Source organism: Xanthomonas cannabis pv. cannabis, from assembly GCF_000802365.1.
Taxonomy (GTDB): Bacteria; Pseudomonadota; Gammaproteobacteria; order Xanthomonadales; family Xanthomonadaceae; genus Xanthomonas; species Xanthomonas cannabis.
Genome location: NZ_JSZE01000011.1, coordinates 1 through 25,380 on the forward strand (window position 1 = coordinate 1; position 25,380 = coordinate 25,380).

The window sequence follows — 25,380 nt, forward strand, 5'->3', positions numbered from 1 at the left end:
GTCGTATTCCGATGCCACGCTGGAGAACAAGCACCCCAGCGTGTATTCCAACGGCGCGCAGAAGTCCACCGAGCAGAACGTGGGCTTCGACTTCAATGGCGATGGCCGCATCGGCAGCAATACCGATCCGTCCAACCTGCCGCGCGATTACTTCTACAACTGGGTGGCGACGGAACTGGACAACCGCAGCACCGATCGCCAGCGTACCGGCGTCAACGGCTCGTTCCAGTTCAACATCAACGACTCGTGGACGGTGCTGGCCGATGCGGCCTACACCAAGCTCGAAGACCAGGACACCTCGGTGGCCGCGCAGCTGCACACCGGCTGGGCGACCAACCAGTTGCAACCGGGGTCGGTGGTCGATTCCAACGGTGTGCTCGAATACGGCCAGTTCCGCTACAACCGGTTCCAGGCGCACTCGATGGCCGGCGTTGCCGATTCGGATTCGCTCAATACCAACCTGGAACTGCGTTTCGATGATGGCGGCCCGTTCCGTGCATCGTTCCGCTGGGTGCACGGCGATGCGCAGCGCACCTACGACGAAGCGCGTGCCGATGCGGTGGTGACGCGCGGCGACCAGATCACGCGTGCCGGTGGTGTCACCCAATGGGCCAATGCCAATGGCCTGCCCACGGTGGATGCGTCGGTGGATTTCCGTGGCACCTACCCGGCGGTCAACCTCGGCACCGACGTGTCCAACCCGGACAACTGGCAGCTGATGTCCACCTGGGCGCAGGGCAACAAGATCGAAGCGACGATGGACGCCTTCCGCGCCGACGGCACCTTCGAGTTCGATGAAGGCGTGGTGCGCGGCTTCCAGTTCGGCATTCGCTATGGCGAGCGCGAGGTCAAGCTGGACACCTATCGGTACCTGTCGCCGGTGTCCACCAGCTGCGCCGATCCCAATCGTTCGCTGTATTACTTCAAGGACCCGCTGATCGTGGACACCTGCAGCGGTGTCTCGGAAGCGCGCCTGCTGCCGTTCAATTCGATTCCCGGCTACTGGGCATACTTCAACGACTTCGATCCGCTCAAGGTCACCGGCCTGGGCAGCCAGGGCTTGCCGGCAATCAACCCGCAGGTCATGAAGGACCCGGTGGGCTATCTCAATAGCCTGTACCCCGGCAATGTGGCGTACCAGCAGGCCGCCGACTCGTACAAGGTCACCGAAAAGAGCACTGCGGCGTATTTTCTGGCCAACCTGGAGGGTGGAACCGGCAGTGCAGTGCCGTGGACGGCCAACATCGGCGCACGCATCGTGCAGACCAAGCTGGCGATCGATCAGTACCTGAGCAGCGGCAATGTGTTTATCGGCAACGTGGAATGGAATGGCGTCAGCCCGGCGATCGGGACCAATCGCTTGAACCGTCAGTACACCGACGTGCTGCCCACCGCCAACCTGTCGCTGGACATCACCGACGCGCAGAAGCTGCGCTTTGCCTACAACAAGGCTGTCGCGCGTCAGGACCTGCCCGATCTGGGGCGCGGCCTGGTCAGCTTCTATGCCGTCAACGGCACGCCGCCGCGCAACCCGGCGCTGCCCTCCGATGCGGTGCTGTTCCTCAACGGACGCTCGGGTAACCCGGATCTGGATCCGTACCGCGCCACCAACTACAACGCCTCGTGGGAATGGTATTTCTCCGACGCGTCGTTGATCAGCGTGGGTGCCTTCCTGATCGATGTGAAGTCGTTCCCGACCACGGTGACCAACATCGAGCCCCAGCCCGACGCCGATGGCGTGGTGCGGCTGGGCGGCCCGGTGGAGCGCATCGTCAACGGCGGTGGCGGCAAGATCAAGGGTTTCGAAATCGGCTACCAACAGGCGTTCGACTTCCTGCCGGGCTGGTTGAGCGGGTTCGGCACCAACATCAACTACACCTTCTCCGACGCCGACACCGACAACACCGATATCGAAGGCAATACGTTGCCCATCGGCGACAACTCCAAGCATCAGGCCAACGCGGTGTTGTGGTACCAGAAGGACAAGTTGCAGGCGCGTGTGGCCTATAACTGGCGCAGCAAGCGCTTCAGTCAGGTCAACAGCGGTGCGTGGGGCGATGAGCTGGCCATCTGGAACGACGACGTCGGCTACCTGGACGCCTCCTTCAGTTACGACGTCAACGATCACCTGACGCTCTACGCGCAAGCCACAAATCTCACTGGCGAAAGTGAGCGGCGTTACGCGCAGTGGACCAACCACTATTACGACCAGAACATCTTCGAGCGTCGTTACTACGCCGGCCTGCGTCTGCGCTTCTGATGTGACGGTTTGATGCGATGTACCAATGTGCGACACGGCGCACCCCTGCGCCGTGTCGCACATGGTTTTCTGTTTCTCCCTCTCCAAGCGGTCATTGCGCTTTCTTCCCGTCACCGGTTTACCGGTGTTGCAGTACGCCCGACGGCGACGTTGGGTACCCTCCCATTCGGCCGCATCGTCGGGAAGCGATGTGGCCGTTTTTTTGTGCGTAATGGCACATCCATTTGTGTAGTACTGCCTGCTGTTGAAACTCGGTCCCGGGCAGTGGCTGGATCTGTGTGCAACCGCAATGTTTGACGATTGCTTATGCTTGTTATGCAGCGTAGTTTCCGCATGGCGAACCCGACCCCCCGGTTCGCAGGCACAGCGTCCCATGCTGATCGCTCATTCGCTCCCTGGAGATACTCCGCACATCACGGTGGCAGCATCGCAAGGATGATCGCGTTGCGAGCGCGCTAGCCGCCAAATCCGAGGTCTTGGGTGCTGTCCTCAGAGACAAACAGGCCATTGGCCTGCGTTTCTGCCTGGGCATCATCAACGTAATGCCATGCAAATGCTCTTCGGCGGGACGCCGACGGAGCGTGTTTGAGTGGCTCCAGCTATCTCCGATGGGTGCCCCGACAAAGGAAGAACGCAAGCCAAAGACAGGCAGTGCTGCAGTGAATCGGCATAAACACCATCCAATAAAACTAGGTGAATATCATGAATTCCAGCAAGGGCATCCATCGTCACGTCAAGCGCGCCATGGCGTTATCGCTGTTGGCATTGAACCCGATGGTCGTGGCGACGGTCTGCGCGCAGGCCCACGTCGATAATCCATTCGTTGGTGCCACCGGTTATGTCAATCCGGATTACGCCAAGAAAGTCGATGCATCGATCGCGAAGATAAAGGGCGTTCCGTTGAAGGCCAAGATGGGCGTGGTCAAAACCCTGCCGACCGCAGTGTGGCTCGATCGTATCGCGGCAATCGCCGGTGGTTCGCAAAATGCCGGGCGACTCGGTCTGAGGGGGCATCTGGATGCTGCGCTGGCGCAGAAAAAGGCCAATACGCCGATCACTGCCAGCTTCGTCATTTACGATCTACCCGGACGCGATTGCCATGCACTGGCGTCCAATGGTGAATTGCCGCTCACGCCCGCCGCGCTGGAGCGTTACAAGAAAGAATATATCGATGTGATCGCGGCCATCTTCGCCGATCCCAAATACAAAGATATTCGTATCGTCAATGTCATCGAGCCCGACAGCCTGCCCAATCTGGTCACCAATTTGAATGACATGCGCTGCGCGCTTGCCAATTCGACCGGGATCTACGAAGAAGGCATCAAGTATGCGCTCAATAAACTGCACGCGATACCCAATACCTACAATTATCTGGATATCGGCCACTCCGGCTGGCTGGGCTGGGACAGCAACCGCGGTCCGTCCATCTCGCTGTATACCCGGGTGGTGCAGGGGACGAGTGCGGGTCTGGCAAGCGTGGATGGGTTTGTCACCAATACCGCCAACACCACGCCGCTGAATGAGCCGAATCTGCCCAATCCCGAGTTGAGCGTGAATGGTCAGCCGATCAAGTCGGCGAAATTCTACGAATGGAATCCGTATTTCGACGAGACCGATTTCACCCAGGCCCTGTACAACGGATTTGTCAGCGCGGGTTGGCCCAGCACGATCGGCTTCATCATCGATACCGGCCGTAACGGCTGGGGTGGTCCGAATCGCCCGACCAGCGCCTTCGGTAGCGACATCAATTCGTACGTCAATACCGGCCGCATCGATCGCCGCCTGCATCGCGGCAACTGGTGCAATCAAAGTGGCGCAGGCATCGGCGCGCTTCCGGCCGCCGCGCCGGGCCCGCATCTGGACGCGTATGTCTGGGTCAAGCCGCCGGGCGAGTCCGATGGGTCCAGCACCCTGATTCCGAACAACGAGGGCAAGGGCTTCGATCGCATGTGCGACCCCACATACACCACGGCCGATGGCGTGTTGACCGGCGCGCTCGCCGGTGCGCCGATCTCCGGTGCGTGGTTCCATAACCAGTTCATCGAACTGGTGAACAACGCGTACCCGGTCATCGCAACTGCCAGCACCGCGGTGGCCACCGCGGCACCGGTCGCCGCGCCGAGCGCAACGCGCGGCCTCACCGCCGCCGTCGGCGACAGCCGGGTCAGGCTGAGCTGGTCGCCAGTGGCCGGCGCGACCAGCTACACGGTGCAGCGGCGTGCCGGTGGAGCCGGTGCATTCACCACGGTGGGGGCCAATGTCGCGGCGGCATCGTATGTCGATCAATCGGTCAGCAATGGCGCCGACTACGACTATGTGGTGACCGCAAACAGTGCGGCAGGAGCGAGCGCCCCGTCAGCCGTGGTGCGTGCCAAGCCGAACAGGTGATGCGGCCGGCGCACGCAGCGTGCCCGCATCGCCGATCGTGAGGTCTGCGCTGGCGTCCTCCGCAAGTGTGCTGCCGCTGTGTCGCTGATGTAGTGTGAATGTCCCCGGCAGCCACTGGGCTGCCGGGGATACCGCAGGTGTGGTTGGCCCATTGCTTCGGTCGATCGGTGGTCTGTCTGCGCACAGACCAAGCAAGAGGCGACACGGATCCAGCACCGTACCGATTCTGTCTCTCTGAAATCACCCGTCCCGCACCAATGACGTCTTGCCCGCAAGTTCATTTGCATGTGTCGCCACGAAGGCCAGTGCGATGATTCCGGGCGGCAATGTCTTCTTCGATGACATTGCGTCGCTGCAGCGCGCGCACTGCCAGTGCAGTGGCTATCCGTTTGGCGGGGGAGCCGTCGAACCGCGTTTGACCAGGGTGTATTTCATCACCTGATGCACCCCATGGGCGGCATCGCCCTTGCGCCGTTGCCGAATGGCGTCGGCAAGCAACGACACCGCCGCACGGCCCATCGCGGTAACCGGTTGATGCACGGTGGTGAGTTCCGGCCAGATGGTGGTGGCGACCGGTGTGTCGTCGAAGCCGGCCACCGACACGTCTTCGGGCACGCGCAGGCCCAGACCATGCGCCACCGCCACCGCTGCGGCAGCCATGTCGTCGTTGCTGCAAAAGATCGCAGTGGGTGGGTGCGGCTGCGCCAGCAGGCTACGCGCTGCGAGCAGACCGGAGTGGTAGGTAAACAGCCCGTCGGCGATCAACGCGTCGGTGATCGGCAGGCCGGCGGCCTGCAGGCTGTCCAGGTATCCGTTGGCGCGCAGCGCGCTTGGGGTGTGTTTCGGGTCGCCCTTGATCAGCGCGATGCGGCGGTGACCGAGCTCGATCAGGTGCGCGACGATGGCGCGTGCGGCCTGATAGTCGTCGATGCGCACCGAGCTGATTTGCGCCATCGGTGCGCCGCTGGCCACGGCCACCACTGGGATGCCGCGCGCATCCAGTTCGGCAATGGTCTGCCGCGAATCGCACAGTGGCGGCGGCAGGATCACCCCGTCCACGCCGGCGGCGAGCAGGCGTTCGGTCGCTGCGCGCTGGCTGCGGATGGCGCCGCATTTTTCCACCAGCACCTGGCTGCCGTTGAGGCTGCTCTGCTCCAGCAGCCCGAGCATGAATTGATTGAGGTAGGCCGCACTGGGATTGCTGTACAGCACGCCGATGCGCAACAGGCCGCTGGTACGCAGCGAGCGGCCTGCAAGATTGGGGCGGTAGCCCAGCGCCTGCACCGACGCTTCCACGCGCGTGCGCATGTCCTGGCCGACATGCGGATGCCGGTTGATCACGCGCGATGCGGTCATCGGCGACACGCCTGCATGTTTGGCGACGTCCAGCAACGTCGCCGCATTGTTTGCACTGCGTTGCCGCTTGGCCACCATCGTGTGTGCTCGTCCTGGAGTAGAAACGCCAACGCCGTGCTGCGTTCCCAGATTACTCGTTCGGCGGTTGCACAGACTTTGCGCGGCTGCCGAAATCGCCATCTGCCTCGGCTGCCAGATAGGCGAACACGGTGTAGGCGGCCACGTTCTGCGCGAGCGCCTTCGGGTCGATCTTGTCCAGCGTGTCGTCGGCGGTGTGGTGCAGGTCGAAGTAATCGGTGCCGTCCTGCGCCAGCCACGCCCAAGCGCCGCCCTTGGCGGAAATCGGCCCCACATCCGGACCGGGGCCGCCCTTGTCCGGCGCATACGCGATGCCCAGCGGTGCCAGCACCTCGGCAATCTGCTTGGTCGCGGCACGCGAGTCGTCCGGGGCGGCTGAGCCGGTGTTGAACGCATAGATGCGCCCGGCGCCGAAGTCGCTCTCTGCGCCAATCTGATGCAGCGCCAGGTCCTTGGCATTCCTGCCGTGCGCGGCGGCATACGCCTTGCCGCCGTACAGGCCTTGCTCCTCGTTGGCAAAGGCCACGACACGAATCGTGCGCTTGGGTGCCTGCTTGAGCTGGCCGATCAGGTGGCCGGCAGCCATGGTGATCGCCACGCCGGCACCGTCGTCGATCGCACCGGTGCCGAGATCCCACGAATCCAGATGCCCGCCGATCACCACCACTTCCTTGGGCTTGCTGCGCCCGGTGATCTCGCCGATGACGTTGTACGAGGTGGCCGTGCCGTCCCAGCCGCAGTCCAGCGCCAGCCGCAGGCGCGTCGTGCCCAGCGCAGCGAGGCGAGCCAGTTGGTTGGCATCGGGTACCGACAGCGCCGCGGCCGGCACCGGCGTCAGGCCGTCATCGAAACGGGTGATGCCGGTATGCGGCACCCGGTGCGAGTCGGTGCCGGCCGAGCGCATCACAAATCCAATTGCGCCCTTGCGAATCGCTTCCGACGGCCCTTTGCTGCGCACGGCACCGCCATTGCCGTAATCCTTGCCGTCGCGCGCCTTGACCATCTGGTAATCGACGAATGCGATCTTGCCGGCCAGCGATCCGGCCGGCGCGGCCTGCAGTGCGGCCAGGTTTTCAAACCGCACCACCTCGCCTTCGATCGTGCCGCCGGGGCTGCCGCCCAGCGCGGTGACGGTCAGTGGCTGCGCGTGCGCGCCGACGACCGCCGCATGTTCGCTGCGGCGTTCCCACTTGGGAAAGCTCACCGGCTCGGTCCACACCTTGTCGAAGCCCAGCGACTGGAACTTGGCCTTGGCCCAGGCCACCGCACGCGGATCTGCTTCGCCACCGGCAATGCGCGGGCCCACTTCGGTGGTGAGCGATTGCACCACCGCAAAGCCGGTGTCATCGGCCAGGGCCTGCTCGCGCAACTGCGCCGCGGTGCGCAATGCGCTGTCGGGAATGTTGGTCTGTGCGGCAAGCGCGCAGGAGCAGGCGAGTAGGGCAGAGATGGCAACAGCGAGGCGACGCATGCAGGACGCTCCAACGACGAGGGGACCCTGAGCTTATCAGCGCAAGGTCCCCGGTCGGCGTGCGAAAAGTCATCCCTGCGCGCGAAGCGCGCGTTGGTTGCGTCCGCTTACAGCGCGCCCGGCGTCTTGAGCGTGTCGGTCTTGAGCGAGTCGCGAATCTCGCGCAGCAGCAGCACTTCTTCGCTCGGGCCCTTGGGTGCGTCGGGCTTGCGATGGCTCAGGCGGTTGATCAGCTTGACCACCAGGAAGATCGCAAACGCGATGATCACGAACTGCACTACGGTGTTGATGAAATCACCATAGCCGACCACCACGGCCGGAATCTCCTTGCCGGTGGCATCCACTTCCGCAGGCTTGAGCACCCACGCCAGGCGCGAGAAATCCACATTGCCGATGGCCCAACCGATTGGCGGCATGATGATCTTTTCCACCAGCGCGGTGACGATCTTGCCGAACGCCGCACCGATGACCACACCGACAGCCAGGTCGATGACATTGCCGCGCATCGCGAATTGCTTGAATTCGCTGACCATTCCCATATCGCACTCCTGATGCGGTCGCGGACCAACTGCCGCGGCCCGATCGTAGCCCGGCCGATGTCAGCCCGCGATGATGCCGTGGCGTTCGGCGACGTTTTCCAGGCGAGCACTGAATTGGTCGCCCGGCAGCAGCGGGCCGACGCCGGCCGGCGTGCCCATGAAGATCAGATCGCCCGCGCGCAGTGCATACAGCTTGGACAGCTCGTGCAAAATCTCCGGCACGTTCCAGATCATCTGGTCCAGCAACGATTGCTGGCGCACCTGTCCGTTGACCTCCAGCGACAGATTCAGCGCCTCCAGGGCGCCGACTTCGCCGGCATGCACCAACTCGCTGACCGGTGCGGAATGGTCGAAGCCTTTCGCGATATCCCACGGCAGGCCCTTGGCCTTGGCAGCGGCCTGCAGATCGCGGCGGGTCAGATCCAGGCCCACGCCATAACCGTAGATCAGGCGCTCGGCCTGCCCCACCGGCAATTCGCCCTCAGGTGCATCGCTGCCGAGTGCCACCACCAGCTCCACCTCGTGATGCAGCTCCCTGGTGCCGGGCGGGTAGGGGATCTGGTCGCCGTGACCGACCACGATGGCATCGGCAGGCTTCATGAAAAAGGTTGGCTGACCGCGTTCGGCCTTGGACGCCGGCGCACTGGCGCCCATCTCGCGCGCGTGGTCGGCGAAGTTACGCCCCACGCAATAGATGCGGTGCACCGGAAAACTGCCGCCACCCACCACCGGAATGCGCGGAACATCGGCGGCGGGAATCACATCGTGGGTCATGCGCGCATCCTCGAACGGGGGACGCGTGAGTCTAGCCGCTTGGCTGTGTACGACGGAACCTTCACTGCTGAAACGCGCGTGGACGACCGCCGGCACGGCGAGGACCAACATGTTCAGGCCCGCAATGCAGATCGGCATGTGCGAGCACATGCCGATGCAGGTAGCGGGGTTTCATTCCCGCGGCGAGACGCTGCGGGATGTACAACGCAAGCGTCTGGACGCTCAGTGCGACATCGGCAACGCGGGCTTGCGTACCACGCGGTACTCGGCGTCGACCACGCGCGCCTGCTGCGGGGGGCTACGGTGCGACTTGCTCAGGACCTTCCAGGCAATACCGCCCAGTATCATGGCCGCGCCGACAAACACGCTGAAGAAGATCAGCACCGCAAGAATCGCCAGGCCTGCCAGGCCGGCAGCAAGGCGCACCAATGGGTGACGCGGCTTGCGGGGCGCAAACAGGGAATGGAGGTTGCCGTATTGGAACAAGCGTGCAGGCATGGCGGTGGGCTGCCGGGCAGGAAACAAGCGCGAAGTATCGTTGCGGTTTCATGTCATTGAGTGAAAACTTCGTTAATCCAACGCCAGTTTTGTTAAACACATCACATGCGACGCGCTGACCGAGGTCTGCCGTAGCCAAGGTGTACGGGTGACCGCCCGGTCCTGCGGTTACTCACGCCCGGCACGCAGCGCGCCGACGCGCGCGCAGTCGCATGCCACAATCGGCGGCCACTCTTCCCTCTTTCAAGGTCTATGTCCTCGTTTTCCTCGACCACACGCATCGCGTTGACGCAGATTCCCGATGCCGGAGTGCTGGAAGTCGAAGCAGCGTTGGGCGAGGGCACCGAGTCGCTGGTGGTGTATCGCCAGGGCCTGCAGGTGCGCGCGTGGTTGAACATCTGCCCGCACGCCGGCCGCCGGCTGGACTGGGCGCCGGGGCAGTTCCTCACGACCAAGGATGGCCACCTGGTCTGCGCAGCCCATGGCGCGGCGTTCGAGCTTGATGCCGGCGAATGCATCAGCGGGCCCTGTCGCGGGCAGTCGCTGGTAGCGGTGCCGGTGCGCGTCGAGGGCGAGCAGGTGGTACTGGGGTAGCGCTGCACCAGGTGCGTGAGCGCCGGCCACTGGCGCACGCGGCGATGTGCGCTGCATTGCAATGCTGTTCGACGCTACTGCGGGCTTGCCTGCGATACGCTCGGCGCGATCGAAGCCGAGCGCCAGACATGGCCCTGGGCCCCGGCTCTAACGCGCCGCCCACCAGAACATCAGGTTGATCATCGACACCATCACCACGATGTAGATCAGCGACAACGGCGCGCCCACGCGCCACAGCTCGCGCGGTTGATAGTTGGCCGGGCCGGCCACCATCGAGATCACCGGGTTGGAGGCGGTCATCAGATTGTTGGATGCCGACAACGCCACGATCAGCGCAAACGCCGTCGGGTTGCCATTGGCGGCCAGCGCCAGATTCACCGCAATCGGCACCATCACGATGGTCGCACCCACATGGCTGATCACCAGCGAGAACGCGGTGGTGAGCAAGGCCAGGCTGATTTCCAGCGCCCACACCGGAATGCCTTCGGGCAGCCGGTCGATGGTGTGGCCGGCCACCCAGGCTGCAGTGCCGCTGCTGTCCATCGCCCAGCCGAGCGGGATCAGCCCGGCCATCATGAAGATGGTCTTCCAGTTGATCGAGGCGTAGGCCTCGTCCATGCGCAGCACGCCGCTGACCAGCATGCAGGCCACGCCGGTCATCAGCGTCAGCGCCACCGGCAGGCGCGAAGTCAGTGCGATCAAGATGGTGAAGGCAAAGATCGCCATCGCGATCTTGAACTTGTGCGGGCGCTGCTCGCCTTTCGGGAAGTCGGTGACCGGCACGAAATCGCGGCTTTCCGCCGCCTGCGCCAGGTCCTGCCAGATGCTGTGGAACACCAGCATGTCGCCGGCGCGCAGCGGCACGTTGCGTACGTCCTCGCGGATGACCTGCTTGTCGCGGTTGATCGCCAGCAGGCTGATGCCGGCCTGCTTGCGCAGCCGCAGCTCGCCGGCACTCTTGCCGATCAACCGCGAGTTGGGCGGGATCAGCGCCTCGGAAATGCCTGCAAGACTGGGGTTGAACAGGTCGCCCAGGTTGCGCAGCCGCGAGGACATGCGCAGGAAGTGGTTCTGCGCAAAATCGTTCACCTCCTGGCGCGGCCCCATGGCGCCGAGCACGCTGCCCACCCAGATGCGCATGTCCGCCGGTGGGGCCAGGCGGGTGTCGTTGCCGGTCTTCAGGGCCAGCAGCAACGGCGCGTCATGGATGGCCTCGGCCTCGCCAAGGGTCATGCCGACCAAGGGGCTTTCGGCGGTCACGGTCAGTTCGAACACGTCGCCATCGATGCCGTAGGTCTTGGCGAAATAGCTTTCGGTGCGCGAGGGCGTGACGCCTTCGTTGATCAGGCGTTCTTCTTCGATCAGCTTGCGGTCGCCGTAGAAGCGGAAGTACAGCAATGCGGCGATCAGCAGCGCCACACCGATCGGCAATGGCGCAAACATGGTCAACGGTTCGATGCTCGCCATGCCCGAGGGCAGGTTGTTGTTGGCCGAGACCAGCAGGTCGTTGAGCAGGATCAGCGGCGAATTACCCACCATGGTGAGCGCGCCGCCCATCACGATCGCCGCGGCGATCGGCAACAACATGCGCTGCAAGGTGAGCCCGGTGCGCGCGGCCAGCCGCGAGGCGACCGGCAGATACAGGGCCATCACCGACGGGTTCTGCATGAACGACGAATTCAAGCCGGAGATGGCCAGCGTCATCATCATCAGGCGCTGCTCGCTGCCGTGCGAACGCCGCAACAGCCAGCTGGCCAGCCGGTTCAATGCACCGGTGCGCTCCAGCCCCGCGCCAAGGATGGTGGTGGCGATGATGCTCATCACCGCATTACCGGAAAAACCACCGAACAGTTCTTCCGGCGCCACCAACCCGGTGACGCCGAGCACCACCAGCACGATCAAGGCCACCACGTCGGCGCGGATGCGCTCGAACAGAAACATCGCCATCGTGAAACCGACCAGCCCGAGGACGAGCTTCATATCGTTGGTCAGCGTCAGCGCGGTGTCCATTGGGGGCCGGGATTCGTGATTCGGGAGTGGGGATTGGTTAGAAGCGCTGAAGCGTCTGGCTGCCGGGATAGCTGCTGTTACGAATCCCCAATCCCGATTCCCGAATCCCGGTCATAAACCAGATCCCACACGCCGTGCCCAAGCTTCTGGCCGCGGGTTTCGAAGTGGGTCTGCGGGCGCCAGGCGGGGCGTTCGACGTGGCCGCGCGGGCCGGCGCGGTTGACCAGGCCCGGTGTGGCGTCGAGCACGTCCCACATCTGCTCGGCGTAGTCGGCCCAGTCGGTGGCCGCGTGCAGGCGGCCACCCTCGCGCAGCTTGCGCACCACCAGCTGCACGAACGCCGGCTGGATCAGGCGACGCTTGTTGTGGCGCTTCTTGTGCCACGGGTCGGGGAAATAGATGCGCACCTCGTCCAGTGCGCCATCAGCGATCTCGTGTTCCAGCACTTCCACCGCATCGTGGTGATACAGGCGCACATGCGTGCTGCCGTCCTCGTCCAGCGCGTTGAGCAGACGGCCCACACCCGGCGCGTGCACTTCGATGCCGATGTAATCGCGGCTGGGGTCCTGCTGCGCGGCGAAGCGCAACGCCGCACCATTGCCGAAGCCGATTTCCAGCACCTTGGGCGCGTCGCGTCCGAACGTGGCAGCCAGATCGCGCGGGGCGCCGGTGTAGTCCAGCCCGAAACGCGGCCATAACTCGTCAAACGCACGCTGCTGCGCCGGCGTGAAGCGGCCCTGGCGCAGCACGAAGCTGCGCACTTGCCGGCGGCCTTCTTCGATGGTGAAAGGTTTGGGCGGCATCTTCGCGCCGTCGCTGGTGAAAGGGTCAGTCATGAATTAAGTCATCGGCGGAACGAACGCCCCTCTCCCACCGGGGCAAGGAGGCACAGTTTGCGCGCCATGGGCGCGCGTGCCTGGGAGCGCTCGCGACGCAGGCGCGGAGCGGGGGTTGGGGTGAGGGTACGGCGTGAGGGGGACGCCCGCAGCAACGCGCGATCTGGCAGCGGTCATATCCGGCACGCCGGACTGCCGATCATTGCGCCTCGGCCGCAATGTCAACGCAGACCACCGACTCATCCAATCACACCGTCCACCGGGCTCGATGCCGATGCATAGCGCTTGCGCGGAATCCGCCCGGCCAGAAACGCTTCGCGCCCGGCCTCGATCGCCTTGCGCATCGCGCTGGCCATCAGGATCGGGTCGCGCGCGCCGGCAATGGCGGTGTTCATCAACACGCCGTCGCAGCCCAGCTCCATCGCGATTGCCGCGTCCGAGGCGGTGCCTACGCCGGCGTCGACAATGATCGGCACCTTGGCGTTCTCGATGATTTCCAGCAGGTTGTACTTGTTCTGGATACCCAGGCCGGAGCCGATCGGCGCGGCCAGCGGCATCACCGCCACGCAGCCGATCTCTTCCAAGCGCTTGGCCAGGATCGGATCGTCGGAGGTATAGACCATCACCTCGAAGCCATCGGCCACCAGTTGCTCGGCGGCCTTGAGCGTCTGCACCACATCTGGATACAGCGTGCGCTCGTCGCCCAGCACTTCCAGCTTGGTGAGGCTGTGGCCGTCCAGCAGCTCGCGTGCCAGCCGGCAGGTGCGCACCGCGTCGTCGGCGGTGTAGCAGCCGGCAGTGTTGGGCAGCAGCGTGTAGCGCTCCGGCGGCAGCACGTCGAGCAGGCTAGGCGCGTTGGGGTCCTGGCCGATGTTCACCCGGCGGATGGCCACCGTCACGATCTCGGCCGCGGCGGCCTCGGTGGCCAGGCGGGTCTCGTCCAGATCCTTGAACTTGCCGGTGCCGGTCAGCAGGCGCGAGCCATAGCGTTTGCCGGCGATGACCAGCGCATCAGAGGGGGCGGGATTCGTCATGCGGCAATTATCACCGATCGGGCGCGGATGCGCCGGCCGCGCGGGGCATCAACCGCCGCCCAAGGCGTGCACGATCTCCACCACATCGCCCTCGCGCAACACATGCTCGGCGTGCCGCCCGCGCGACACGATTTCGCCATTGACCTCCACTGCCACGCGTCGCTGGGTCAGGCCTTCCTGTTCCAGCAGGGCGGCCAGCGGCAGGTGGTCGGGGAGCGTGCGCGGGGCGCCGTTGAGTTGAATGTTCATGTCATCATTGTTGCATCGCGCGCCGTCGGGGCGCGCGTTTTTGCGTTATGCGGCGATGCAGCGTGAGCGCGGGCGGCGAGGGTGAAACCATTGCCATTCGCCGGCGTACGTATGCAGGCCGGTCCGGTCCCATCCACTTTCAAGCAGGCACTCCCATGGCTTCAACACTTCGCCCGATCCGCTCCCTGATGGCGGTCGCCATCGCTATCGCGGCCACCCCGGCCATGGCCGAGCAGGCCTTCGACCAGACCGTGTTCTTCGGTGACAGCCTCACCGACAGCGGCTACTACACCCCGTTGCTGCCGGCTGCTTCGCGCCCGGTCACCGGCAAGTTCACCACCAACCCGGGCTGGGTGTGGGCCGAATATGTCGGCGACCACTTCGGCACCAACGCAGCGCCCAACGGCAATGGCCAGACCGGCGACAACTACGCTGCCGGCGGCGCGCGCATCCAGGCCAGCTCGGTCAGCGCACTCGGCGCCGCGCCGTCGGTGACCAGCCAGATCAACACCTATCTCACCGCCAATGGCGGCCGCGCCAACCCGAACGCGCTGTACAGCGTGTGGGGCGGCGCCAACGACCTGTTGGCCGCGGCCACCGTGCCGGCGCAGGCACAGGCCATCATTGGCAGCGCGGTCACCGCCCAGGTGGGCGCCGTGGCCACGCTGCAGACTGCCGGCGCGCGCTACGTGATGGTGCCGACCATTCCCGATATCGGCATCACCCCGCGCTTCCGCGCCGGCGGCGCAGCCGCCATGGCCCAGGGCACCGCAGCGGCCGCCACCTACAACACCGCGCTGTTCAACGGGCTGCAATCGGCCGGCCTGCGCGTGATCCCGCTCGACACCTTCCACATGCTGCAGGAAATCGTCGCCGCGCCGGGCACCTTCGGCTTCACCAACATCACCAACACCGCCTGCAACCCGGCACTGCCACTGCCGGCCTGCAACCCGACCAGCCTGGTCGCCGCCAACGCACCGACCACCTACGTCTTCGCCGACGGCATCCATCCGACCACGGCGGTGCACCAGATCCTGGGCGAGTACGCGATTTCGCTGCTGGAAGCGCCGCGCCTGCAGCAGGTGCTGACGCACTCGGCGCAGGCCGGTGGTCGCGCCCGTGCCGATCAGGTGGCCTGGCATCTGGACGGCAAGCCGGACGCCGACGGGCTGCGCTGGTGGGGCAGCGTGCGCGGCGACATGCAGCGCTACGACCACGCCGACCTGTACGACGGCATGGCCCCGGCCGGCCTGTTCGGCGTGGATTGGACGGCCGGCGACCTGGTGTTCGGCGGCTTTGCCGGCTTCGGCCGCATGGACGCGGACTTCGGCAACCGCAACGGCAGCTTCAAGCAGGACGACACCACCCTGGGCGGCTTCTTCGGCTGGTACACCGGCCCGGTGTGGGTCAACGCCCAGGTCAGCTACAGCTGGCTGAGCTACGACGTGGACCGTGAAGTGCAGCTGGGGCCAGCGACCCGCGTGCACAGCGGCTCGCCGGACGGCAGCAATCTCACCGCCGCGCTCAACGCCGGCTATTCGCTGGGCGAAGGCAACGTCAAGTACGGCCCGGTGGCCGGCCTGACCTGGCAGAAGATCAAGCTCGACGGCTACACCGAAAGCGACGCCAGTGCCACCGCGCTGGGCTATGCCGACCAGGATATCGACTCGCTGGTCGGCCGCGTCGGCTTCCAGGTGCGCCTGGACGGCGCCGCGATCAAGCCGTACCTGCAGGCGACCTACGACCACGAGTTCAAGGACGGTGGCGAAGCCAGCGCCTGGCTGCAGTCGATGCCGGAAGTGGGCATGTACACCGTCCCGGGCCAGAACTTCGACCGCAACTACGCCACCGTGGTGCTGGGCGCCCGCACCGGCCTGTGGGGCCTGCAGAGCAACGTCGGCCTGAGCACCACCACCGCCCAGCGCAGTGCCCGCGATGCAACGCTGTTCGTGAACTTCAGCGGCAATTTCTGAGCCACGCCGAACCGCTGCAGGTAGCACCTTGCAAGACACGAGGGCCGGGCAACCGGCCCTCGTCACGTCTGCGCATTGCGTCCGATGCCTACACCCGCCTAAACTCTCCCAACGCCGTGCGGGCGTAGCTCAATGGTAGAGCTGTAGCTTCCCAAGCTACTGACGTGGGTTCGATTCCCATCGCCCGCTCCAGAGCTTCCGCCAAGTCTCTAAGTGTCTGACTTGGCTGGATATTCCGGCCGATTGATGATTCCGAGCGATGCCCCTTGAGGTATCAATCGAGGTATCAATCTTGCCCAAGCCTCTGATGATTTCGCGCTCGGCTGGCCTGTATGCGCGCTTCTTTGTTCCCACTGATCTTCGGGCCTCCATTGGCTCGCGTTACCTTGTGCGCTCGTTGGGAAACCGTCGTGGTGACCACGCCAGGCTGGCGGCGGCTACGATGGGAATGGCACTATCGATTGCATTCGATGCCATGCGGAAAGGGATTGCCGTGGACGTGGACGAGCTGCTGAAGAAGATTCGGGATGGAGAGATATACGAGTTGACTCTGCACGATGTGAAGCTGCCCAACGGCACTCGCATCGCCCAAGCCCAGCTGGACACGCCCACGGATGCGGCGTTGTTTGGCGACCTGATGGCCAGAGCTGGAGCAGACGGATCCTCGAACATCGTCACCCCAAAGATGCCCAAACGTCCGAAGATTAACTGGGACGCGGATGAGCACAGCACAGGCAAGTCTGCAGGCGGGTTGATGCTGTCGAAGGCGATGGTCGATCATTTGAGGGACTTGGCCGGGGCTCGTCTGCATCAGAAGACCGTGTTGGAAAGCCGCCACACGCTGCGCCTGTTTGCCGGGATCATCGGCAAAGACGTTCCCGTGGCCTCGCTGAGCCAAGACCACGTCCGGGCTTTCTTCGAGGGCGTGCGCTACTGGCCGTCGAATGCGACTAAGCGGCCGGCCTACCGAGACCTGTCGGTGCCCGAGGTCATCAAGCTGGCGAAGAAGAACGAGGAACCAGAGCCGGCGGCGTGGACCATGGCCAAGCACCGGCAGCGGCTGAGCGTCTTCCTGGTGTCGCTGGTCGAGGGCAAGCATCTGGCGGTGAACCCGCTGGCGGGCATCCGGGCGATCGCCACGCCGGACTCGGAAGACACGGGTTCGCCTTTCACGGACGCCGAGTTGAAGGCGATCTTTGACCCGGTGGAGTTCCCAAAGTGGGCGTCGAAATACCCGCATCGGTGGTTCGGACCGATCTTGGGACTTTACTCGGGAGCTCGCGTCAACGAGATCGCGCAGCTCCGGCTGGAGGACATCGACGCCATCGACGGCGTGCCCGGCTTCTTTGTCCGCAAGATCGGGAAGAAGCAGAGCATCAAGAACAAGCACAGCCGGCGGTTCATCCCGCTGGCTCAGCCGGTCATTGAGGCCGGGTTCCTCACCTACGTGGAAGAGGCGAGGCAAGCTGGGGTCGAGCGGTTGTTCCCGGACCTGCCCAACTCGACAGGGCTGGGCTACGGGCGGCAGCTGAGTCGCCAGTTCTCGGTCTACATCAAGCGACAAGGGGTGGCGGAGAAGGGGCAGGGCTTCCACGGGTTCCGCCATACCATTGCTTCAAAGCTCGACGAGGCGGGGGTCTCGGCTTCAGCGATTGGAGCGCTCACTGGCCACGGGACTGGGCAGACCGTGTTGGAGAAGTTCTACATCGATCGACGTAGCCTGCCGGACCGGGTGGCAACGCTTGCTAGGTTCAGTCCGCTACTGTCCCTTCCTATTTACAGTTCTGGAAAGTTTGCGGAAAACTTGAAATAGTTAGTTATGGAGTCTAGCCAGCAGCCGTTTAGCTAGTCGCGTATGAACTTTACCTGACAACGTTATGACTAGAGTGGGAGCGAAGCCAATTTAGCTAGCCCATAGCTGGCGAGGCGTGGCCGATGCTCGGGAGACACGCTGCGAGTTCATTCATTGGCGACGAAGTTGGATACCCTCGGCGAGGCAGCGGGCACATCGCCTGGGGAATAATGCGGCACGTTATGCAGCATTGTCCAGTTTGTCGAAGCCTATACCGACTGCGGATTGCACGGAGTTCTTTTCTAATAATTTTCTTAAACGGTTGTGGTGAATTATTCAGCGCTTGACGGGGCTTAGAGTTTTAATGTCCTGTGGTAAATCACCTCTTTGTTTCGCTCATCTCGGTGAATTCCAATATAGAAAACTGCGGCATGAAAACTGTTTTCAATTCTAAACGCTTGAAAGTAATACCGAGTTGCCGCAGCGGGGGTGGTAGCATCACCTTCTTTGAGATGATCCTCTTTTTCGTCCTGGTGAATTTTCTTATCCTCATTGAGGACGGTCAGGTTATACTTAATTCCGCCGCCGGTTGCTGCATATTTAACTCCTCGGCTTTTAAAGTAGTTGGCAAGTGTCCCTTCTGATTTGTTATGTCTAACAAGATCTCTTAAGGCAAATGTCGCCTTTATGGCAAAGTCAAAGCGATGTTTTGGTATTTCGTCGCAAGTTTCAAACGCATTATCGAAGAGCTTCAGGTTTTTTGCTGAGCGAGCTATGGCTTTTATTTTTTCAGATAAAAGTGATTCTTGTGGAAAAAAAAGTTCGCATAGTTTTTGATATAAAGCATCTAAGAAATCCCCATGTTCAGCGAAGGCTGTATATTTTGGCCAGCTTACTTCATCCATGCCGTCACTTTTTTGCCCTTGGATGTCCTTGATTTCAATCAGTTCCTTTCGGAGCTCAAAAGGAAGTGGGGCATAGGGGAGGGCAAAAATCCTTACTTGGCTATAGTCGTCGTGTGAGTTCTGATAAGCATGGACCGCAGCAGCAGCATGGCTTGGATCAGGAACTATAATATATTCTCCACTCTTGGTTCTCTCGGCTATAACCAATGTTGCATCTAGGTCATAAAGGCCGGCTTGTGTGATGAAGCGTGTTCTCAGCTCTCGAGGAAGTCCAATTATGCATGCAGTGCTCATTTTGCGCTCCTTAAGTGCGAGTGCGGATGAGGCTCGTTGCTACCAATATGGGAAGAACTATTTTCTCGAGATCTGCGTCGGAAGTTATCTCTAAGAGCTTGAATATGTGCTCTCGAACGTGTGAAATTTTTTCCGCTTGAGAATCAGTAGTCCATTGCTTTTGTTGGACCAAAAGATGTGCTGCATCAATTCCGTTAGCAGCCGACCATTGCGATATCTCCCGATAAACCCTTTCTATTCTGAAAGACTTCCATTGAGGAGCATTTTCTCCTAACGCTTGTGTAAAAGTTAGATTCAATGCGCTGGAGTATTCGGCGTTGTTTAGCATTTCATCAAGAATTAATCGATGATCTTCAGCGATTCTTGTGTCTCGCAAGAATTCGAGCATCCATTTTTTCAAAATGTCTTTGCTTAACGGAAGTATTTCGAGAAATTTTGAGGGGTCAGGTGCTAAAAAATTTTCTCCATCAGTTTTGAAGTGCACAACATCAAACGAATCTTTGTTGAGAAATCTTTTTCTGGAGGCATCCTGATTTAAGAAGGCCTGCCAAACATCGCTTCTAATAACAACTGATTTTCTTTGCTGAATCGGTGTTGAGGGTTCAACTACAGCTTTTGGATTAAGGCTGACGATTATATCGCCCCCTTCCGCAGTTGAAATTGAAGCCAACCCTCCCTGTGAGCGCTCTAGGAAATCTTTAAACTTTTTGTATCCCATCGCCTTTTCGTCAAAGCGTCCAAGGCCCGCCAGAGCATATTCCGCTATCAGACGTTGTTTCAGTCTTGCAGCTTTTTCTGGCCCTGATTGGAGCAGCCGCCTCAGGATCTTGCCCGCTTGGATTTCTGTAGTATTCATTTGGCTATTCCTTTATACCCGCCCATACTAAAAAACCACTACGCAGGGTAGTGGTTTTTAGTTTTAAATGGTACTTTTTTGAGATTCCCTAACTTGCGGACGTCGTATGAAAAAGAGAACCTCAACCTTTTCCATCACTTTGGCCCCCGGCAAGCGTCCTAGAAGTAGTCAGATTCATTGATCTGCTGATTCTTTGGACTAATTTCCATTTAGCCGAAAATTGTAGCTGGTCTGAATGAGTCTGTCAACCCATCATCTTCATCATCTACGTTCCTGTTGACGCTCATGGTTACGGTAGATGGCACGCCTTGTCAACTAGTATGTGAATGTGTCATCTGCTGCTCGTCAAGTATAGCTTGACTTGACGCCTTGACCTTTCCCCGGTCTTTTCGCTACGTGCCTGGAACGTGCCATGCCGCCTTTCCTGGAGCCTCAACTCGTTTCCGCTACAGGAGTGGCTGGCGCATAGGGACTAGCCAGATATTTCCCTCTGAGATGCACAGTATGTGTCTAACACCCACAGAATTCGACGCGCCTTGTCGACCACCGTGCGTTTTAGGTGCTTTGGCGCGAGTGATCTTCAGCTGGTCAGCTGCAACCACAACACCAATAGCACCATTGGTAGTCCGCTGAGCACTGACACGACCCAGAAAGCTCCCATCACGGCCAGCGGCGTCATGACCCACCACTGGGCAGCCGTAAATCCCTGGTCGCGCCGCCGAGCTGCGCCGGCCTCCTGCGGATACAGCCGCTCCGCTTTCCGCAGGCCCCGGCGAGCCATCAGCGGCCCGACGATGAAGCCGAACGGGCCCAGGAAGAGCAGGCTCAGCGAGAACCACCAGAAGAACCGGTTGTGCGGGGTGGTCACCTTTTTAGGGGCAGCGCGCCTTGCGCCATCCCTATAGAGGCCAATCAGGGTGCCAGCGGAAGTCCCAACCATCGGATTCGATTCGGTCTTCATTTGGCGTAGGCCCTCCAGATGCCATCGCTCTTGGCATAGCGCAAGTTCTTGTTCACGGGGATCGGCACCTGCCGGCCCTCAATGCTCAGCACTGCCTGGCCGCGTGTGTCGCAGCGGTAGCCATCGGCGCCTTCCGCTTCCGCGCAGGCGGTCAGTTCGAAGTTTTGGACGTCGGTCACCTGGCCGGCGCCGCTGTCTTTCAGCAGTCGGATAAAAGCTTCCTTGGCATTGTCAGATGAGGGCTTGCCGCCGCAGGCGGTCAGGCCCAAGGCCATGGTCAACGCGACCAGGCCAATCCATGCGTTTTTCATGTCGTTCCTTTTTTGAGGGATGGTGACGGGGAAGGCGGGCCAAGCCGGGACCTACTACTTGTCGCGGTTCCCGTCGGGCCTGAAGGCAGCAATCCAGAGCCTGGTGTCTTTGAAGGGCGTCAGCATCCCCGACGGTCCGGGATGCAGATCTGCGGTCTGGATGAATCCCGAGACCCACGCCACGCGCAGGGCGACATCGACGGCGCGGTCAGCCACGCCGGGCCGGCTCACATTGACGACAAACGGCTGGGCCGGAGGGTTGGGGCCGTTGGAGCGCTGGGCGCCCGTGTTGGGCTTGCTGGGCAGCACACGGATGCCGCTGAGCGAGTCCCGGCCTTTCCACAGGGCAGCGCTGTTGAGCTCCGCTGTATCGCCCAGGTCGTCAGTTTCAGTCACCGCGGCATCGAAGCAGGTGCGGAAGGTCTCGACGCTCGATGCCGTCGGGCTGGTCCAGATGCGGGCCTCTGCGGTCCAGCAGGGCAAGGAAGCGCCCCACTCGGTGAAGGTCAATGCAACTCGGGGCCAGTCCAACTTCCCGAGCTGGGCCTGCTGATGGTTGTCGCCCCTGAAGAGCCCGGGCAGCTTTCCGGCGCCGCTGAGGGGCTCATAGATCGAGCCCGTCCCCTGGCTGCCGGCCTTGGTGTCGCCGTTCGGCTGGATGCCGACCATCTGCTTGCCCGAGTCAGCCAAGTTCTTTCCGAGCTGGCGGAAGAAGCCCGGCTTCTGTTCTTGTGCGCCCTGGGCCTGGGCGACGCCGGCCACGGTCAATGCGAGCAGGGCAGCGCCTGCAATCCTTGCGGTCTTCATGAAATCCCCGTGTGTTGGTGGAGGGTGCTACATTTCATGAAGAGTCTGCCATGCAGTGGAGGAGCAAGTCATGCTGTCCGGCCAACTTTTCAACATTCGTTCACGTGCCGAAGGCTTCCCCCCGAGCTCTCTTTGCTGCCCGCCTGAAACAGGCTCGGGAACTGCAAGGCATCCCAAGCCAGCGGGCTTTGGGGGTGCTGATGGGACTCGATAAGAAGTTGGCCAGTAGCCGGGTCAATCGCTACGAGAACGAGACCAGTGGCATTGACTTGGATGGGCTGGGGAAGCTGGCCGACACGTTGGGGGTGCCGATGGCCTACTTGGTCGCCGAGGACGACGACATCGCAAGGGTAATCTTAGCTCTCTCGCAGATGGCTCCTGAAGAGCGATCTCGCGCTATCGGTGCCTTGATGCGAGCAGCCCAACCGCTCTGATTGACCTGTCGCTCAGGGGGCATCAGCGGTGACTACTGAATAGATGTTCCAGATGCTTCTCACACGGCAACATGGTTCACCAGGACGACATAGACGGAGCCTGCCATGAACCATCTTTTAGAGCGAACGAATTGGTTTTATCTCAATAAAATCATGGAGTTGCTGGCGGTTCCGAGCTATCTTTGACTGTAGCTCTATCTAGATACTGGTGATACAGAAGAGAAAACTTGCAGCATCGGTCCTTTGAGCGGCAAGTTATGGCACTTCTCCAGTCCATCTTCGACTTCTTTGAACGCGTGGCGTCGCAAACGGACCCTGTCTTTGCAGCGGCATTTCTACTCTCTGTGATGGCCCTAAGCTTGGTCGGGATGTCGCTATACGTGGTGCTTGCTGCTATCAGGGGGCGAAAGGAATGAGCGCAACTTGGGGAAGCTTCCCAATGGCGGCCGTGCAGTCGGCTCAGCTTGCTTCCCTCACTGGGGCTGGCGGAGAAATAGGCACCCACATTGCTGCCCATAAGGTCTACTTTGCGTTGGCGCTCGAAGTGAACTTTGCTACCCGACAAGTCGAAATGGGGATGTCATTCCTTCAAGATCAGACAGCCCTTTCTAGGCCCATGCTGGGGCGCGCGCTGGGTGCTCTGGAGGCAGCTGGAGTGCTGCAAGTGGATCGCGATGGGTATCGGAATCGATACACGCAGCTACTTCATGCGCCGAACGCTTTTCGAAAAGTCCCACATCAAGCAACTCGTCAAGCGCTCCAGCTGAAGTTCAACCGGGGAGTGTCTGTTTTGGCAGCGTGGAAGTTGCTGCCGGTGCTGCTCTACTTACGCGACGGCAAAACAAGTGAAGCATTGGCAAGGCATGAAACATTGCAGCGCTACTCGCGAGTGCGGCCGGAACACATCAGTGCCGGCATTTCCCAACTGATCGAATGGAGTCTAGTTAGGCACCGACCGACGGAGAGCAATCGTAACGGGCATCCCAGCTTCGTATATCGGCTGTTGGGGGATTTCGGTGGCTCAATGCCTGAGAGCGCTGATGCGACGACCTCGATGCAAAAGCCATAAAGGCGTCACTCAAACAATGCCCTAGGTAATTGGAAGCCTGTGACTTAAGCTAACTGGCGGTCTGGAAGAGGCGTGCATAACGAAGTGCGGGCTCACCAGAGTGGTCGTCGTTAAAGGCCTCTGGTCTTCCGCCTAAGACTGCCTCGGCTACCTTCAATGATGCCGAGTTACTCCCACTCACCACAGCCTCCACGTAGAAAGGGGGATGCCCTCTGAAGCCGTTTTGAAGTTCGGCAATGCCGGCTCTAAAGATGGACTTCGCGCGTCCTTGATTGCGGTAAGCTTCCGGAATGGCATAGCCTGCTGCAAAATTTGGGCGGTCATTGAAGTAGCCGTTTTGAACGAAAGTTGCAAAAGCTACGACTGTCTGGCTGTCGAGTTGGACATAGGTAAAGCGACCTTTGCCCGCGGCTTGGTCCATGTGGAAGTGAACTGAAGGAGTGACGCGGCCTTTTTCCAGGCGCAGGCCACCAGCCAATAAGGCCTTTTGGAAAGAGAGCATCGCAGTGCTGGGGTCAGTCATGCTCGGCATGTGGTTAACCTCCTAGTTGGAAGACGAGGAAATCCGTCAACATCGTCGATATCTCGACACTCAAGCCGCATGCCGTGGTCAAAACGAAAAAACGCTCTGGTTAGATACTTTAAGAAGGTCGCTGCCAGTGATGGTTGTTGCACGCAACCTGCGTGCACCGTCCTTCGAGATCGCAGTCACTTCTTTGTAATCGATGAGTTTTTCGAGTGCAAGGCGATACTTTTGAGCGTCTGCTGGTGAACTGTTGCAGTGCGTAGCAAAGAGTTCGCCGAACGTGATTCCCTCAGGCTGAGCGTGGATTAGAGGCGAGAGCTGATTTACCAGAGCGTCGACGCTGGCGTTGCTAGCATTCTCATCAAAGCAAAAGCCAAGCTCGTTCTGTCCCGTAAAGTGCGAGTCAGCGCTGGCCCTATACCCAAGGGTGTGGAACATGTCCAAGCCAGCATCCCCATAGTGGATGAAGTGGTTATTCTTGCTCCAATGGACTGTCGTCATGACATCTCGCGCTTTAGGGTGCTGCGAGAGGTGAACTAGCCAATAGTCACCATGGCCGGTAGTCCTGATGAAGAAGACGGTGAAGAACTTGGCGCCGCACTGCTCCACTAGCTCCTTGTAAAAGCAGCTCTGGATATACAGCCGGAAGTCTTTCTCAACGCGCTTGATGTCTTCTAGTGTTCGCCCCTTCAGCACGTCTGGGAGGTCGATGCGCTCCAGGATGCGCCGTGTGGCTTCAGTGTCTGACGCGAAGTTGATAAAAGCATCGACAGCAAAAGTTAGGATAACTTCCGCAGTTGGGAGGGTGTGAAATATGCCTCTGATTTGAGAGGCAGGAACATGGGAGTAGCCATACTGGTCAAGGAGAAAGATCGAACGTCCCTTGATCGGGCTTTTTTGCTTGACGAACTGAATTAGGTTGCTGGCATGTTTGTTGAAAGAATCATTGATGAGGTGAATGTCTTTGTCGATCCTGGACCCGTAGCCGCGCTCCTCAAGCGCGTATTTCAAATGCCTATGCGCTTTCTTGTTCTTCTCGACAAAGAAGTAGTCCAAGTTCCATCGCAAAGGTTTTTGTCGGCCAATAGCAATTAATGCCTCTGCCTCCTTTGCGGCTTCTAGAAAAATGAACGGAGACCCTAAAACAATTTCTTTTGTGTCTTGGTGCTGGTAGACGCCTCCCCCAGCAAAGCCGTCAATTAAGGTGACGCTGAGTGCGTCTTGGGCAGGTCTAGTTACCAGAGTCTGTAGATAGGCGACCAGATACTCTCGCAGCACTTCATGCTTGGCGATGCTGTGCTGCTGGATCGTTGCCGGAACTCCATCATCCCAAGTGTAAGGAGCAAGCGTCATCTGTGCGGTCTT

At 61.0% G+C, this 25,380-nt stretch carries 23 protein-coding genes and 1 tRNA gene; 8 read left to right on the top strand and 16 right to left on the bottom strand.

Features of this window, described 5'->3' with window-relative positions:
• Positions 1–2,260, top strand: a 2,260-nt coding sequence (locus tag OZ10_RS02655; protein ID WP_039563881.1) for a TonB-dependent receptor, incomplete at its 5' end; no start/stop codon positions are given.
• Between the two features lie 756 nt (positions 2,261–3,016).
• Positions 3,017–4,648, top strand: coding sequence for a glycoside hydrolase family 6 protein (locus OZ10_RS02660; protein WP_425520127.1), 1,632 nt, complete (start codon positions 3,017–3,019; stop codon positions 4,646–4,648).
• Positions 4,649–5,029: 381 nt separating this feature from the next.
• On the opposite strand, the gene OZ10_RS02665 is transcribed toward OZ10_RS02660, so the two are convergent.
• From OZ10_RS02665 to OZ10_RS02685, 5 genes are all read right to left on the bottom strand, one after another.
• Positions 5,030–6,082, bottom strand: a complete 1,053-nt coding sequence (locus OZ10_RS02665) for a LacI family DNA-binding transcriptional regulator (RefSeq protein WP_039563883.1) — start codon at positions 6,080–6,082, stop codon at positions 5,030–5,032.
• A 52-nt stretch (positions 6,083–6,134) separates the two neighbouring features.
• Positions 6,135–7,553 (bottom strand): M28 family peptidase, encoded by a 1,419-nt coding sequence (locus tag OZ10_RS02670; protein ID WP_039563884.1) that lies wholly within the window; start codon positions 7,551–7,553, stop codon positions 6,135–6,137.
• A 107-nt stretch (positions 7,554–7,660) separates the two neighbouring features.
• A complete protein-coding gene (gene mscL / locus OZ10_RS02675) occupies positions 7,661–8,092 on the bottom strand; it encodes a large-conductance mechanosensitive channel protein MscL (protein ID WP_039415313.1) in 432 nt (143 codons plus the stop codon).
• A 60-nt stretch (positions 8,093–8,152) separates the two neighbouring features.
• Complete coding sequence (locus OZ10_RS02680; protein WP_039563900.1) at positions 8,153–8,866, bottom strand: fumarylacetoacetate hydrolase family protein; 714 nt, start codon at positions 8,864–8,866, stop codon at positions 8,153–8,155.
• Between the two features lie 222 nt (positions 8,867–9,088).
• Complete coding sequence (locus OZ10_RS02685) at positions 9,089–9,364, bottom strand: membrane protein (RefSeq protein WP_039405397.1); 276 nt, start codon at positions 9,362–9,364, stop codon at positions 9,089–9,091.
• A gap of 252 nt (positions 9,365–9,616) precedes the next feature.
• Here OZ10_RS02685 and OZ10_RS02690 point away from each other — a divergent pair, with 252 nt between their 5' ends.
• Entirely contained in the window at positions 9,617–9,958 is a 342-nt protein-coding gene (locus OZ10_RS02690; RefSeq protein WP_039563885.1) for a Rieske (2Fe-2S) protein, read from the top strand.
• Positions 9,959–10,105: 147 nt separating this feature from the next.
• Here the strand turns inward: OZ10_RS02690 and OZ10_RS02695 are convergent, their stop codons facing one another.
• The 4 genes from OZ10_RS02695 to thiS form a co-directional block, all read right to left on the bottom strand.
• On the bottom strand, positions 10,106–11,968 hold the full coding sequence (locus OZ10_RS02695) for an SLC13 family permease (RefSeq protein ID WP_039405401.1): 1,863 nt from the start codon (positions 11,966–11,968) through the stop codon (positions 10,106–10,108).
• A gap of 77 nt (positions 11,969–12,045) precedes the next feature.
• On the bottom strand, positions 12,046–12,804 hold the full coding sequence (trmB, locus tag OZ10_RS02700; RefSeq protein ID WP_039563886.1) for a tRNA (guanosine(46)-N7)-methyltransferase TrmB: 759 nt from the start codon (positions 12,802–12,804) through the stop codon (positions 12,046–12,048).
• A gap of 239 nt (positions 12,805–13,043) precedes the next feature.
• Positions 13,044–13,838 (bottom strand): thiazole synthase, encoded by a 795-nt coding sequence (locus OZ10_RS02705; RefSeq protein WP_039563887.1) that lies wholly within the window; start codon positions 13,836–13,838, stop codon positions 13,044–13,046.
• A gap of 48 nt (positions 13,839–13,886) precedes the next feature.
• Positions 13,887–14,087, bottom strand: a complete 201-nt coding sequence (gene thiS / locus OZ10_RS02710) for a sulfur carrier protein ThiS (protein WP_039405410.1) — start codon at positions 14,085–14,087, stop codon at positions 13,887–13,889.
• Between the two features lie 188 nt (positions 14,088–14,275).
• Here thiS and OZ10_RS02715 point away from each other — a divergent pair, with 188 nt between their 5' ends.
• The 3 genes from OZ10_RS02715 to OZ10_RS02725 all read left to right on the top strand — a co-directional run bounded on the left by OZ10_RS02715 (position 14,276) and on the right by OZ10_RS02725 (position 17,873).
• Positions 14,276–16,060 (top strand): autotransporter domain-containing esterase, encoded by a 1,785-nt coding sequence (locus tag OZ10_RS02715; RefSeq protein ID WP_039563889.1) that lies wholly within the window; start codon positions 14,276–14,278, stop codon positions 16,058–16,060.
• A gap of 118 nt (positions 16,061–16,178) precedes the next feature.
• A tRNA-Gly gene (locus OZ10_RS02720) sits at positions 16,179–16,252 on the top strand.
• Between the two features lie 67 nt (positions 16,253–16,319).
• Positions 16,320–17,873, top strand: a complete 1,554-nt coding sequence (locus tag OZ10_RS02725; RefSeq protein WP_039563890.1) for a site-specific integrase — start codon at positions 16,320–16,322, stop codon at positions 17,871–17,873.
• Between the two features lie 332 nt (positions 17,874–18,205).
• Here the strand turns inward: OZ10_RS02725 and OZ10_RS21990 are convergent, their stop codons facing one another.
• The 5 genes from OZ10_RS21990 to OZ10_RS02740 all read right to left on the bottom strand — a co-directional run bounded on the left by OZ10_RS21990 (position 18,206) and on the right by OZ10_RS02740 (position 21,986).
• A complete protein-coding gene (locus OZ10_RS21990; RefSeq protein WP_139051258.1) occupies positions 18,206–19,051 on the bottom strand; it encodes a hypothetical protein in 846 nt (281 codons plus the stop codon).
• 10 nt (positions 19,052–19,061) lie between these two features.
• Complete coding sequence (locus OZ10_RS21995) at positions 19,062–19,907, bottom strand: hypothetical protein (RefSeq protein WP_139051259.1); 846 nt, start codon at positions 19,905–19,907, stop codon at positions 19,062–19,064.
• Positions 19,908–20,487: 580 nt separating this feature from the next.
• Positions 20,488–20,868 carry a hypothetical protein gene (locus tag OZ10_RS02730; protein ID WP_236726938.1) on the bottom strand — a complete coding sequence of 127 codons (381 nt, stop codon included), beginning with the start codon at positions 20,866–20,868 and terminating at the stop codon, positions 20,488–20,490.
• Entirely contained in the window at positions 20,865–21,179 is a 315-nt protein-coding gene (locus tag OZ10_RS02735) for a hypothetical protein (protein ID WP_039563891.1), read from the bottom strand. Before OZ10_RS02735 ends, OZ10_RS02730 begins: the two co-directional genes overlap by 4 nt.
• A 54-nt stretch (positions 21,180–21,233) precedes the next feature.
• A complete protein-coding gene (locus OZ10_RS02740) occupies positions 21,234–21,986 on the bottom strand; it encodes a hypothetical protein (RefSeq protein ID WP_039563892.1) in 753 nt (250 codons plus the stop codon).
• A 104-nt stretch (positions 21,987–22,090) separates the two neighbouring features.
• Between OZ10_RS02740 and OZ10_RS22000 the strand changes: the two genes are divergently transcribed.
• Positions 22,091–22,420, top strand: a complete 330-nt coding sequence (locus OZ10_RS22000; RefSeq protein ID WP_236726939.1) for a helix-turn-helix domain-containing protein — start codon at positions 22,091–22,093, stop codon at positions 22,418–22,420.
• A gap of 412 nt (positions 22,421–22,832) precedes the next feature.
• Complete coding sequence (locus OZ10_RS20930; RefSeq protein WP_236726940.1) at positions 22,833–23,489, top strand: hypothetical protein; 657 nt, start codon at positions 22,833–22,835, stop codon at positions 23,487–23,489.
• Positions 23,490–23,538: 49 nt separating this feature from the next.
• Here the strand turns inward: OZ10_RS20930 and OZ10_RS22005 are convergent, their stop codons facing one another.
• Positions 23,539–24,012 carry a GNAT family N-acetyltransferase gene (locus OZ10_RS22005; RefSeq protein ID WP_139051261.1) on the bottom strand — a complete coding sequence of 158 codons (474 nt, stop codon included), beginning with the start codon at positions 24,010–24,012 and terminating at the stop codon, positions 23,539–23,541.
• An 87-nt stretch (positions 24,013–24,099) separates the two neighbouring features.
• The gene (locus OZ10_RS02750; protein ID WP_039563893.1) at positions 24,100–25,368 is read right to left on the bottom strand and encodes a three-Cys-motif partner protein TcmP; all 1,269 of its coding nucleotides are present in this window, start codon (positions 25,366–25,368) and stop codon (positions 24,100–24,102) included.
• Positions 25,369–25,380 lie beyond the last annotated feature (12 nt).